General features: G+C 56.3%; 7 protein-coding genes. 4 read left to right on the top strand and 3 right to left on the bottom strand.

Annotation, left to right across the window (positions count from 1 at the left end; all coding sequences use genetic code 11):
• Nucleotides 1-5 precede the first annotated feature (5 nt).
• Nucleotides 6-3,551, bottom strand: coding sequence for a PAS domain-containing protein (locus tag WD071_RS13405; RefSeq protein WP_368048894.1), 3,546 nt, complete (start codon nucleotides 3,549-3,551; stop codon nucleotides 6-8).
• A gap of 143 nt (nucleotides 3,552-3,694) precedes the next feature.
• Between WD071_RS13405 and WD071_RS13410 the strand changes: the two genes are divergently transcribed.
• Both WD071_RS13410 and WD071_RS13415 read left to right on the top strand, forming a co-directional pair.
• Entirely contained in the window at nucleotides 3,695-5,605 is a 1,911-nt protein-coding gene (locus WD071_RS13410; RefSeq protein ID WP_368048895.1) for an ATP-binding protein, read from the top strand.
• Nucleotides 5,490-5,843, top strand: a complete 354-nt coding sequence (locus WD071_RS13415) for a response regulator (RefSeq protein WP_368048896.1) — start codon at nucleotides 5,490-5,492, stop codon at nucleotides 5,841-5,843. Before WD071_RS13410 ends, WD071_RS13415 begins: the two co-directional genes overlap by 116 nt.
• A 21-nt stretch (nucleotides 5,844-5,864) precedes the next feature.
• On the opposite strand, the gene WD071_RS13420 is transcribed toward WD071_RS13415, so the two are convergent.
• Nucleotides 5,865-6,308, bottom strand: a complete 444-nt coding sequence (locus WD071_RS13420; RefSeq protein ID WP_368048897.1) for a YccF domain-containing protein — start codon at nucleotides 6,306-6,308, stop codon at nucleotides 5,865-5,867.
• Between the two features lie 388 nt (nucleotides 6,309-6,696).
• On the opposite strand from WD071_RS13420, the gene WD071_RS13425 reads away from it, so the two are divergent.
• Nucleotides 6,697-10,347: a hypothetical protein gene (locus WD071_RS13425; protein ID WP_368048898.1), complete on the top strand. Its 3,651-nt coding sequence runs from the start codon at nucleotides 6,697-6,699 to the stop codon at nucleotides 10,345-10,347.
• 348 nt (nucleotides 10,348-10,695) lie between these two features.
• A complete protein-coding gene (locus WD071_RS13430; RefSeq protein ID WP_368048899.1) occupies nucleotides 10,696-12,147 on the top strand; it encodes a vanadium-dependent haloperoxidase in 1,452 nt (483 codons plus the stop codon).
• A gap of 142 nt (nucleotides 12,148-12,289) precedes the next feature.
• On the opposite strand, the gene WD071_RS13435 is transcribed toward WD071_RS13430, so the two are convergent.
• A complete protein-coding gene (locus WD071_RS13435; protein ID WP_368048900.1) occupies nucleotides 12,290-12,652 on the bottom strand; it encodes a diacylglycerol kinase in 363 nt (120 codons plus the stop codon).
• Nucleotides 12,653-12,654: the final 2 nt, after the last annotated feature.

Genomic DNA, 12,654 nt, shown 5'->3' on the forward strand with positions numbered 1-12,654 from the left:
CAGTATTAAGGCTGGGGACGTTCTATTACCTGTCGCACCTTGGTGGCCAGTTCCAGGCGGGTATAGGGTTTGCCCAACAGCTCGACACCCGGATCCAGGCGCCCGTGGTGGACAATGGCGTTCTCGGTGTAGCCAGAGCTGAACAGCACTTTCAGCGAAGGGTAGATTGCCGTGGCCCGATCAGCCAGCTCCCGTCCGTTCATTCCGCCGGGCATGATGATATCGGTGAGCAGCAGGTCGATGTCGGCGTGCGCTTGCAGCGCAGCCAACGCCTCCGGGCCTGATCTGGTGGCGGTCACACGGTAGCCCAGGGAGCCCAGCAGCGCCTCAAGATGTTGCAGTACCAGATCGTCATCCTCGGCGATCAGGATATGCTCGGTACCACCTACCGGCTCAAGGTTTGACTCGGGTTGATAATTTGCTTTCACGGCATCGCGCGCCACGGGGAAGTACAGTTTGATAGCGGTGCCTTCGCCGACTTCGGAATAAATCTTGACGTGGCCACCCGACTGTTTGGTGAAACCGAACACCATGCTCAGGCCAAGACCACTGCCCTTGCCCACCGATTTGGTGGTAAAGAAGGGCTCAAAAGCCTGCTGCACCGTGTCCGGTGTCATGCCGGTACCTGTGTCGGACACACAGATCATCACATGCTCGCCCGGCACCACGTCAAGGTGGCGATTGGCGTATGCACTGTCCAGCACCACATTGGCGGTCTCGATTGTCAATCTGCCGCCACCCGGCATGGCGTCGCGCGCGTTAACCACCAGGTTCAACAGCGCCGTATCCAGTTCGCCGGCATCAATCTCGGTGACACCCAGCTTGGGGTCCAGCACAAATTCGATCTCAATATTTTCTGGTAAGGTACGGCGGATCAGCGCCTGCATGGCCTCCACCAATTGATTGAGATCCATCGGTTCCGGGTCCAGCGGCCGACGGCGGGCAAAGGCCAGCAGACGGCTGGTGAGTTCGGCGCCACGTTTTGCGGCGGACAGCGTCATTTCCGCCATCGGTCGCAGTTGCTGGTCGGTGAGTACCTCGGCCAGCATTTCTGCGTTGCCCAGAATCACTGTCAACAAATTATTAAAATCATGGGCAACGCCCCCGGTCAGATGGCCGACGGCTTCCAGTTTCTGTGACTCCCGCAGCTGGTGTTCCATGGCTATTCGCGCAGTGATGTCGAGCATACTGCCCACCATGCGGATAGCCTTACCCGTGTCATCGCGAATGACAAAACCGCGGTCAATCACATAGGCACTGTTGCCATCGCTTTTGATAAAGCGGTACTCGTCTTGCCAGTATTCTTCGTCACCATCAATTACCTGTTTAATACCATCAAATACACGGTCCAGATCTTCCGGATGGATGCGATTGGTCCAGGATTCCGACCCAGGCTCCAGTTCGGATAGCGGGTAACCAAACACGTCTGTCATGGAGTCATTCCACCAGATCTGATCGGTGGCTAAGTCCCAATCCCAGATCACATCATTGGTGGCTCTGGAAATCAGCTCAAAACGTTCCTTGGCCAGCCGCAGCTCGGTGTCCTGCTGCTTGCGCTCAGTGACATCCCGCTCCACCGCCACAAAGTGGGTGCAGTGACCCTTGCCATCGAACAGTGGCGTGATGTCCAGCTCCAACCAGTAAGGTGTTCCTGATTTGTTGTAGTTGAGCACTTCACAGCGAACCGGTAACTGGTTTTGCAACGCTTCCCGGATATGATCCAACTGTTCGCGGTCGGTTTGCGGACCCTGTAACAGCCGGGGCGTGCGTCCGATGGCTTCGCTCTTGCTGTAACCGGTCAACCGCTCAAAGGCATCGTTGACATAGACAATGCGGGGCCCACCCGGCTCTTCCAGGTCGTCCGCCGCGGTGATCATGACGATATCGTTCTGCCGCGCCAGGGCAGCCTCGACCAGCCGCAGTTGCGCAAGATGCTCCTGTTCACTGCTTACGTCACGGAAGTAGATGGCCAGGCCATCGGGTATGGGATAAGCGCTGACATCCAGCCACTTCTCCAGAGGCGGGAAAAACGCCTGGAAGCGCGCGGTTTTGTGGTTCTCCACTGCCCAGTCATACTGGCGTTGAAATTCGCTGCCCACAGCCTGGGGGTATTCATCCCACAGATTTTTCCCTAGCAGCTCATCCCGGGGGCGCTCCAGAACCAGGCCGGCTTGCCGGTTCATGTAGGTGATCGTCCATTGTGTATCAACTGCAAGAAATCCATCGCTGATACTTTCAATTACGTCCAGCCTGCGCCGTTCAGCTTCATCTGCAAGCAGTTGCGCCTCATGCAGTGTTGTGATGTCCTGGAAAGCACCCTGAACTGCTATGATTCTGCCTTTAGGGTCCCGTTCGGCAACGCCGATCACCCGCACCCAGGGTTGTTGCCCGTCGGGCGTCTGGATTTGGCAGACTACATCGTAGGCTTTGCCTTCCAGGGCACATTGCCGGAAAGTGCTCGCGACCACCTCGCGATACTCGGGCATGTAGAATTCGATAGCCTCAGTCAGACCGGGCGGCGAATAATCTGCGGACATACCATGGATGACGGCGGTTTCCGGCGTCCAGATGATGGTTTCGGTGTCGAGCTCGACGCGCCAGCCGCCCAGCCGCACCTTTTCGCCGGCCAGACGCAGGAGATTTTCCGCCTGGGTCAGGCTGTTTCGGGTCTGGATAAGGGGGGTAATTTCCTGAACGTAGACAACCACCATTTCCAGATCTGCCGTGACATGGCGTTCACCCACACCCTTGACGTATTTCACGTCGCCGCCGCGGGCAATGACCCGATGCTCAAACTCGATTTGCGGTGTGCGCAGTTCCCCCAGTGACGCAAAAATGTCACGGGCGGCTTGTCGGTCATCGGGATGCACCGTGGCAAAATACGCTTCCATATCGGGTGCGGTCTGATCGGCGGGCAGGTCGTATATGTTAAAAATCTGCTCAGACCAGCTGTGCCGCCCGGTCTTCACGTTGAATTCCCACGCCCCCAGGTTCAGCAAACGCTCGGCAGTGCGCATGCGCGCTTCATATTCCTGCAGCCTCGTCAGCGCCTGCCTGAGCTCCTTCGACCTGAGCAGGATGTCCTGGAAGGCAAGCAGATCACTATCGCTGACGGCAGAGACGGGCTTTGAAATAATGCCTTTCTGGATTATGGTGGTGATATCCTCAACCCGGTGCATGATAAATTCAATGTCACCGGCGTCATCCAGCACCGGGCTGTTGACCGGACTCCAGAACCGCTCTTCGAAAGAACCGTCGGGAAGATGGACCGGGTAGCGCTGTACACCCATGATATCTGGTGCTTTCAGGGACCGGACCCGGGACAGGGAGGCCGACAGGCTGGCGACGCCGTCTGCCTGTGGGTCATCGGGATCATCGGGAAAGACCTCGAACAGGGTTTTGCCGACGATGTCGCTTTCCCTTGTCATGGTCGCCTTGAGGTATTCATCGGTGACGGCAATGATCTCGAAACTGTCAGGCCGTAATACCAGAATCTTGCCGGGCGAGGCCTTGAACAGGCGTTTGTACTGTTGATTAACCGACTGACTCATTTACCGCACTCCAGCGGGCAAGCATGATGATCTTGCCTGGTTTTTTATATTATTCGCCGATTGTGGCATAGTTGTCATATGGCAACCAGAGAACAAACGTATCTCTATATCGCATGCCAGACCACCCAAAGGCGCCATTACCAATGACTCCACCCGAGAACGCAAGTGCTGCCCGCCGTCAGCGACAGGCGCGCAATGTCGTGCTGATCGCTTTGCTTGTAGGCTTCGCCGGCGCCATGCTGGGGGTGATATTCGGTATCTGGTCCGGATCCGTCATCGGACCGGATGCCTGGCTTATCGGCATCCTGGGCACGGTTACCAGCGGCCTGATGATTCTGCTGTGGGTGAAGCCAGCCATGGTGATCAGTGTAATCACTGGTTTATTGACGGTTTATTTCGCTTTTCACCTCAACGCTGGCGCCATTATTGTTTACCAGGCTACTGAAGAGTTGGTGCGGGTTATTCCCTACCTGGTCTGGTTTTTTCCGCTGGTTGTGTTTCACCAGTTCACCAATTTCGGTTTCCACAAACGCGCGATCAGTACTCTGGTCAGTCTGAGTCCGTTGCCGATGGCAGCCTATGTGCTGGCGCATCCGACGGTGCCCATTGCCATTGAAGCCCTGGATGCGATGGTGACCTTCCTGTTCAGTTTTTACATCTTTGTGATGTGTTTCGGTTTTTTTACCCGACACCGTGATGAAGAAGTTCAGCGTGCGGCCAGGGCAGAAGAGGCCGATCGCAGCGCTGCTGTTCTGAGAGTCAGCGAGGAGCGGTTCAGATTGCTGGGTCTGGCAACCAATGATCTTATCTGGGACGCTGACCTGTTGACCGGCAAGGTCTGGTGGAGTGATTCATTGCTCACCACCTTCGGTTATGACCCGGCGGGACCCGACACTGATTTAAGATCCTGTCAGAACTGGATTCACCCTGATGAACGTAGCCGGGTAGTCAATAGTTTCGATCGCGTGATTGAGCGTGGCGAGAGTGACTGGACCAGTGAATACCGTTTCATGTGCGCAGATGGTCGCACGCTGGATGTGGCTTCCCGCGGCCTGGTCCTTCGCGATGAATCCGGTAAACCGATCAGGGTGATTGGCAGCACTACCGACGTCACGGCGTTGCGGGCGTTGGAGCAGAAACTGCGACAGTCACAAAAGATGGAGGCTGTGGGGCAGTTGACCGGCGGCATCGCTCACGACTTCAACAACCTGCTGACCATCATTCTGGGCAGTGCTGAGGCGCTCGCCGACATTAACACAAACAATCCGGACGCACATGCACTGGCCAAAAACACCATACAGGCAGCAGAGCGCGGCGCCAACCTGACCAGTCGCCTGCTGTCCTTTGCGCGACTGCAAGCGCTGACACCAGAACACCTTGATCCGGGCGAATTGCTAAGCGGGATCGAAGGGTTGATCCGCCGCACAATCGATGAGGATATCGAGATCGGGATCAAGATCGCCAGTGATGTGATGCCTGTCGAAGTGGACCGGAGTCAGCTCGAAAATGCTGTGCTGAATCTGGTGATTAATGCCCGCGACGCCATGCCCGATGGCGGACGAATGACGATCGAAGCAAAAAACGTGACACTTGCAGATGATGATCTGCTGCACTTTGAGGACATGAAAGCGGGACAATACGTGGTCATCGCGGTAACCGACAATGGCTGCGGAATGTCGCGGGATATCCTGGAGCGGGCGTTTGAGCCGTTCTTTACCAGCAAGGAAGTCGGCAAGGGGTCCGGGCTAGGTCTGTCGATGGTATGGGGGTTTGTGCGGCAGTCCAACGGCAAGGCCCAGATCTACTCGGAGCCTGGTGAAGGCACAACAGTCAGGCTCTACTTCCCGGCGGTGAACAAACGGGCCGTGCAGGAAAATACGCTGACTGCGGCAGTCGGAGTGGTGGGCGGAACAGAGAGCATACTTGTGGTCGAGGACAATGAACTGGTTCGCCAGCACGTGGCGACACAACTTGGCCGGGCTGGGCTATCAGGTCAAAGCAGCAGCCTCCGCCGCCGAGGCGCTCGACATCATGGACAGTGGCTGGCGGATTGACCTGCTGTTTACCGATGTCGTGATGCCCGGCGGCATGAATGGCAAACAGCTTGCCGATGCCGCCCGACTGCGGCAACCCGCACTCAAGGTGCTGTTCACCTCCGGCTACACCGAGGACGCGATTGTGCATCAGGGCCGGCTTGACCCGGGCGTGAACCTGCTTGGTAAACCTTACCGTCGCGCGGATCTTGTTGCCAAAGTGCGACAGGTGCTGGATTCTCCGGAGTGTGAGGGTTAACACCAGAGGCCGGACAGCCTGTTAGTCTTTTCCGGGAACGGGTATCGCCCCTGCTCGCATCGCCTGGGCATATTGCGAATCGATGATGGTCTTGCCGATGGGGGCCAGCGCCAGGCCTGCCAGTTTGAGATGCTGGATGCCGAATGGAATGCCGATGATCAGGATAAAACAGATCAGTGCCATCATCAGGTGCCCGATCGCAAGCCAGAGCCCGGCTAGCAGGAACCAGATGATATTCCCCAGCACACCGAGCACACCGGTGCCAATATCATACTGATCCAGCTCGGCGCGCGTGATGGCTTCGCGGCCGAAGGGGAAAAACGAAAACTCCCCGATGACAAAGCAGGCCCGGCCCCAGGGAATGCCTATTATGGTCACGAATGCGATCAGGCCGACCAGCCACCATGTCAGTCCCATGATCAGGCCTCCGCAGAGGAACCAGATAATATTGCCAATTGTGCGCATTTGTTCTCCTGAAAATCGTGAGATGACTATTTATTGCCAATCTCAGTGCTCATCCTGTTACCTATCAGGGAAAAGCAAAAATCATACCAGTAAATAACTCTTTGTTCTTTAGGCAGTTTTTCCGTTTTGCCAAGTGACGCCTGGCGAAATCTCACAATTGTTGGCGCAATGTAGCAGAACCAATTGTTGATCAGAAGATGCACTTTGCAGGCGTTGCTCCCGCGCAAGAAGTTGAGGCGTAGAGTCAAGGATACTGATGCATAGCGTCAAATGGCTTCACGCAATGCCGCGTATAGTTTGGGTTTTATCATCCCAGCGAAACTACCGGATTATTTTCATGAAGTACTCAGTCCTGTCAGGTTTGGCTTTTTTGGTCTCAGCCCTGTTCATGTCCTCTGCACACAGCGAGACATTGGTGCAGTATGACATTGGCGCCTTGAGCTCCTGGGACGGAAACGGTCTCAATCCCCCGAGCTGGGGCGTTGCCGCTAATGTGGACGCATCGCCCATCACGGTTAGCAGCAGTGACGGTTATGGTCATTTCGAGCAGGGGCGCTGGGGGGGTGTAAAAAGCAATCTATGGGTTGAGAGATGGCCGCCGGCGTCGAAGATGGGCGCGGTCTATTATGAGTGGACGGTGTCGGCGGAGCCTGGCCACGTACTCAATCTTGATGATGTTGCCGTGGGTGTGGGCAACGAGTACCGTGAAGACCTCGATGATGGCAGCTGGATTGAACTGAAATACACAGGGCCGCGCAATTTCCGGCTGTACTCCAGTATCGAGGGTTTCGGGGGCGAGGATTATATTGCCTCGGTGAAGACGCCTGAAACCGGTAATGGCAGAAGGATCGTGCAAGAACGGCTGTATGCCGAGTTGGGAGACGAGTACAAGAATGTTTCCAGTGTCACATTCCGTGTGTACGGCTTCTTTGACGAAGCCCAGTACAACAAAATCAATGACAAACTGATAAGTGACAACAAGGCCGGTGCCGGGCTGAGCAAGTTTGCTACCGGCGTGCTTTTCCTCGGCGCGGGCGGGGGTAGTTACAAACCCGATGGACCCAACGGCAATGTGGTCGTCCGGGGCAGCGTGGGGGATGGCAACCGAAGCGGGCGTCTTGTTGCCGGGCCGCGCCATATCGCTCCGGTGCACCTGTCGACCAGCGTCACGTCGGCCGAGAATGCGGTTGAGGTTCTCGAATTCACACTGGTCAATGAGGACAAAGGCAGTTCAGCGGTACTGGATGTTTCGCAGATCAAGCTTAAGGCGTTGAGGAGTTTCGACGCATTTTATCCAGGGAAGATCACCTGGCGCCTCAACGGGCCGGGTAGTGACGGTGTGATCGGGGTCTACGACTCAGGCGCCAGGGCGATCACGTTTGATGTGCCCGATATTGTGATCGACAACGGTACCGAGCAGACCTATACCATTGACGCCCATTTCAACGACATTACCGACTTGGCCGAAAGAGAGGCAATCAAGCTTGAGATCCGGGGCCGGGATGCCGTTGTTCTTGCTGATGGCGGCACACGTATGCTCTCCGGGCAAATGCTGGAGACCATGGTGTATGTGGATGTCGAAGCCACGCACTTCGTGTTCACCGCGCAGCCGGATGATGTCGTTTCCGGTAAAATGATGATGCCGGCACCGGCAGTGCAGGCCCGGGACGATTTCGGCAATGTGGACGACGATTTCGATGACTGGAATTCGTATAGCACTACCCTGGGCAAGGGTGAAGGAGAAGGCGAAGTATATCCTGCTTATGGGTTTCCGATCGAAGGCGGGGCCGCGTACCACGGGTTGTACTATTTCGCCAGCCAGGACAACGAAACCTTCACATTACGGATGTCCGCGACGGTGAATGGCAGATCCGTGACGGGCGAGTCAGATCCGATCACCTCCGATGCGGTGGCGACCCGTCTTCGCTTTGTGCAGCAGCCTGTTGCGACAGAGCCTGTCTCCGGTGTGGATGCCGCCTTCACGACGGTGCCTATCGTGCAGGCCATCGACGCCTACCGTGTGGTGGACACCGATTACAGTGGCGACATCACCCTGTCGGTGCAAGGGTCAGGGGCCACTACGCTGTCCGCCAGCGATGATGCAGACAGCGAGGCCGACACCGTGACCATCAGCCTGACCAATGGCGTGGCGGAGTTTACGGGTCTGACATTCAATTATGCAACCGCCAGCACAACGGATATTCGGTTGCTAGCCTCGACGTCGGGTATGGACACGGTTCAAAGCGATACCATTACGGTGCTGGCGTTCAACGAACCGCCCGGGCTCAACAATATCGATGACAGCTCGGTGACCTTTGTTGTCGGCGGTGACGCGGTCTTGCTGGATGACAATAGCGACAGTGAACTTTCCGACCCGGATAATGCTGATTTTGATGGCGGCAAGCTGACCGTGGCCATCACCGATGGCGGTGAGCCGCTGGAGGATCTGCTGACCTTTCGTAATGACGGCGACGTGGCGCTTTCCGGCGACCAGCAAGACGCCGAGGTCAGCGTGGACTCAGTGGTGATCGGCACCCTGGGCAACGACATCGCCGAAGGTCAGGATCTGGTGGTCAACCTCAACGGTGACGCCACGCCGGACCGGGTGCGAATCCTCGTGCAGTCCGTGCTCTATGACAATTCGGCTGCCTCCCCGACCACCGGTGAACGGACTCTGGAAATCCGCCTTGATGATGGCAGGGATGATGTCGTGGTCAGCATGACCGTGAGCGTACGCCCACCACCCCCTGCACCACCCCCCGCACCCCCAGTCGTGACAGTGGTTTCCGGCGAGACCCGCAACGATACCTTGTCCGGTAATGCAACCATTACGGAACAGGGGGTGCTGAATGGGGGCGCCATTGTGGGTAGTGTGCAGAACCGCGGCGAGGTGACCGGCACTGTGACGATGCGCGGCACTGGTTCGATCAGCGGTGGTCGTGTGTCCGGGCAGGTCAGTGGCGATGCTGGTTCAACGGCGCGTATTGACGGTGCGAAGGTGGTCAGCGGGGCGCGGCTGGAAAATGTAATGATTGGTCCCGAAACCGTGCTGGAGCCCGGCGTTAAACTGGGCGCCAATGTGCGCTTTGAATCGGAGAGTTCCCTGCCAGCTGGTCAGGAGCTTACCGCGAGCATGGGGAGCATACCGTGGGTGAATGGTGATCAGCGTTCGGTGGTGAATCTACGTGGGGATGTCGTGTCGGGCCAGAGTCAGGGTGTTCTGGCGTCGATCAGGCAGTTGGATGGTTTTGATACCGAGGGTAACCGGCTTGAGCAGGATGAAACCACGGGTGAGTTGTGGCTGCGCGGCAACGGCTTCTCTGCGTCTGTGGTACCGGTGTCGGTGAGCAAGGCCGGGCCCGACATGGTGCCGGGCACCTCGATTGACGAGGACGGCAATGTGCGTATCGTCACCGGTACTCGCGTGGTGATTGCCTTGCCAGCTCTTGAGGACAAAGATGGTTTTGGTGATTTCCTGGCCCGTGCAGGCCTTGCACTGACGGGCTATGATGAGCACGGCAATATGGTGATTGAGAACGAAGACACAGGTGTTACCGGGTCCGATACAGAAAGACAAAGCAATGTGCTGGCTCTGACCGACGTCGGTGAGACCTACAACGCGGGTCGTCCGGATCTGTTATCTGTTCCCGCCACCCGCGGTGATTCGCCCGGCGTAGTGGAGTATGTCGTGCCAGGCATGGGAGGGCTTATCGCGTTTTCAGTGCTGTTCGAGGACGATAACGGCAACCTGATGCAGCAGGACATCGTGCCTGTGCCGGCGGACTGGGTGGCTTTGCGCACCACGATCCGGGCGCTACCCGGTGCGGACAATGTGCGTATAAATGAATGGGGCATCATCACGGTGGAGCTGGACGGCCAGGAGGTGCGCGGCCTGATGGCGTACACGGTGGTTCGTGGCAGCGCTACGCGGGACAACACGATCCTGATAGAACAGGGCGACCTCACGGGCAATGGTGCGACGGACTTTGAAGTGCGCTACCCCGACGGACGCCGCCAGTATCTCTATCTCTACCCTTAGCAGTCAAAAGGATCCAAATATACATAATTTGTTCCTTTGGTTTTTTGGTCAGTGGCACGCGGGAGATGAAAATACAATCGCGTGGCGGCCAGGAACCCGGGATTTCGTTGCTGGATTCTATCAACAACCTGGTCTGAGAGGATACCAGTGAGGCCGAGGTGCAGGTGTCGCTGGACGCGTCGCGCCGCTAATCCCAAGGCAATTTAAGAGGCAGTAGTATCTAAAGCAACTTTGGAGATTTCGGCGTACTGATCCGGAAAGGAGGCAGGCATAACTTAAATACCTAATAAATACGATGATTCCATCATCAAAAAATAGTTTCTTCTAAAAATTTCAAGGTGAATTTCTATGTTCTGTATTCGAATTGCAGCATTCTCGCTCATCCTGAGCGCCTTTATGAGTCCGGCCCTGGCGGCCGAGGATCCCGCGTTTGACTTCGAAACACGCAATGCCGCGGGCGAAGTCGTCATCCCAGCTGTTATCCCCGTGGTATACCAGTTCGTGTCTCCGGGCGCAGATGACGCCTCATTGGTTCTGCGCATCACGACCCTGGTCGCCAACGCCTGGTTTGATGCGATTGCGCCCTACAATGCGACAGCTCAGGGCGTCTACTCTGATCTCGGACGTCGTCCCCAGGAGGAGCACACCGACGCTAACCGGAACGTCGCTATCATGTATGCTTCATACCGGATTCTCAACAGTCTGTTGCCCGCACAGTCTCCGGTCTGGCAGAACATGATGCTGGACGTTGGTCTCGATCCGGATGACAACCAGACATCCCTGGATAACCCAATCGGCATCGGAAATGCGGCAGGCAATGCGCTGGTTGCCGCTCGGGAAATGGACGGAATGAATCAGCTCGGGAATGAAGGTGGTTGCAGTTTCAACTGCCAACCCTACGCGAATTCAACTGGATACAAACCAGTCAATACAGCCTACGAGCTAAACGACCCGAGTCGTTGGCAGCCGGCTGTCATCACCTCTAGCAACGGTATCTTCCGGGTTCAGCAGTTCGTGACGCCACAGTACGGACATACTGATCCTTACGTCATCTCCGACCTTGAGCAACACCAGGTGGTGCCGCCACAGGACAGCAACCCCGACCTTGCTGCGTACAAGCAACAGGCAGACGAAGTGCTGGAAGCATCAGCGAATCTCACCGACGCACAAAAAATGGCCAGCGAATTTTTCAACGATAAATTCGAGAGTCTCGGGTTCTCAATACTTTTTATGGCCCAGTCCCGACTGCTTTCGCTTGAAGAATTTGTCTGGCTGGACTTGGCAACAAATATAGCCGCATTTGATACCGGTATTGCTGTCTGGCGCGAAAAAGCCCGTCACGATGCGGTCCGACCCTTCAGTGCAATCAGCTATCTCTATGGCGACCAGCCGGTCACCGCCTGGGGCGGGCCCGGGCAGGGAACTGTGAGTGATATTCCCGGTAATCAGTGGAAGGGTTATCTCAATGCCGCAGATCACCCCGAGTACCCGTCAGCGACGGCCTCTTTTTGTGCGGCGCATGCGGAAACCATGCGTCTGGCGTTTGGTACTGACGAAATGGGCTGGACAGTTGATATCCCGCAAGGTGCCTCACGCGTGGAACCCGGCGTGACGCCGATGCAGGATATGCAGCTTTCCTGGGATACGTGGACCGAATTTGAAACAGATTGTGGGATCAGCCGCTTCTGGGCAGGCGTTCACTTCATGCCTGCTATTGAGGTCGCCACTGATCTTGGGCGGTCCATTGGCGAGCGAGCCTACGAATTCGTTATCAATCACATAAATGGTACCGTTGATTGAGAGTAGGCATCTTCGGGGTGCGCAAACCTCGTGGTTTTGCAAGATACGGTCGAAGCAGTTGCTTTGGCCGTATCGTTGCAAGCTAGAGCGCTAATTCCCCAGGTTATTTTTGTACCTTTTGCGCGGGGAAAACAAGGATTTACTAGAACGGCCATAGAACAATACCCCAGATTATTGCCGCGCCAATCAGGCTGAACATCACAGCCGCAGAGCCTATGTCTTTCGCTCTTCCACTGAGTTCATGGTTTTCGCTACCGATCCGGTCAATGACAACCTCAACGGCAGTGTTCAGCATCTCGGTAATGAGTATGAGGAGCAAAGAGGCCACCAGTAATGCACGTTCCGCCGGCGTCACGTCAACCATGATAATCACGGGCACCAGTAGCAGTGACAGCACAATCTCCTGCCGGAACGCAGCCTCGTGTCGCCACAGTGCTTGCAACCCGAGAAAGGAATAACGTGTGGCGTGTATCAGGCGCTTCAGCCCTTTGGTTTGGGGTTTCATTC

Source organism: Pseudohongiella sp. (assembly GCF_040877505.1).
Taxonomy (GTDB): Bacteria; Pseudomonadota; Gammaproteobacteria; order Pseudomonadales; family Pseudohongiellaceae; genus Pseudohongiella.